Here is a 1109-nt window from a genome sequence, read left to right on the forward strand (position 1 = left end):
GTGGTGAGCGCCGGAGCCAAGACGCTCGGCCTGACCCGCAGTGGCCGCACCGGCGCCGTGGTGAACAGCCACGAGATCATCACTGGAGAGTTCGCCCGCAACACGGAATTCTCTTTGCCTGCCGACAGGTTGCGGCTCGCTCTTGAGGCGCGAATGCAGGATCGTGCGCGGCTCTTCGATGCGACCGAGCTGGCGCGGGTCACCATGGGCGACTCGATCTTCTCGAACATGATGATCCTTGGCGCATCGTGGCAGCAGGGTCTCGTGCCGCTGCCGCATGACGCCATCGCCGAGGCCATCCGCCTCAACGGCGCCGCGGTCGAGCGCAACCTGCGCGCCTTCGAGATCGGCCGCTGGGCGATGCTCCACCCGGCCGAGGCCGAGGCCATGGTCACGCCGAAGGTGGTCGAGAAGCCGAAGACGCTCGAGCAGCGCATCGCCTTCCGCGAGAACCACCTGGTGGCCTACCAGGGCAAGCGGCTGGCCCGGCGCTATCGCGCGCTGGTCGACGGCATCGAGGATCCGCGTCTGCGCGAGGCGGTGGCGCTCGGTTACCACAAGCTGCTTGCCTACAAGGACGAGTACGAGGTCGCCCGTCTGCACCTCGAGACCCGTGAGAAGGCGCTCGGCACCTTCGAGGAGGGCTTCGAGATGAAGTTCCACCTCGCGCCGCCGATGCTGTCGAAGACCGGCCCCGACGGCCGCCCGGTCAAGAAGACCTATGGCGAGGGGATGCTGCGGGCCTTCGGGCTGCTGGCGAAGCTCAAGGGGCTGCGCGGCACGTGGTTCGACCCGTTCGGCCGCACCGACGAGCGCCGGATGGAGCGCGCGCTGATCACGCAGTACGAGGCCGACATGGCCGAGGTCCTGCCCAAGCTCAGCCCCGAGACGCTCGACGCCACCGTGGCGCTGGCCGAGCTGCCGCTGCGCATCCGCGGCTTCGGCCCGGTCAAGGAGAAGAACGAGCAGGAGGCCGCCAAGCGCCGCGAGGAACTGCTCTCGGCCATCCGCCAGGGCGGCGCACCGCTCGCCCGCGCGGCAGAGTGACGGAGCCGCGCGGACGGGGTATTCCCCGTCCGCGTAGCGTTCCCGAAGACGCCATTCAGACC

The 1109-nt window shown here is 69.2% G+C and carries 1 protein-coding gene; it reads left to right on the forward strand.

The window, feature by feature from the left end; genetic code table 11:
* Positions 1-1047 (forward strand): DUF6537 domain-containing protein (locus HC022_RS27170; RefSeq protein ID WP_175583757.1); only part of this gene is annotated, 1047 nt, incomplete at its 5' end.
* Positions 1048-1109: the final 62 nt, after the last annotated feature.

The sequence above is a fragment of the Salipiger sp. HF18 genome (assembly GCF_011806505.1).
Taxonomy (GTDB): domain Bacteria; phylum Pseudomonadota; class Alphaproteobacteria; order Rhodobacterales; family Rhodobacteraceae; genus Salipiger; species Salipiger thiooxidans.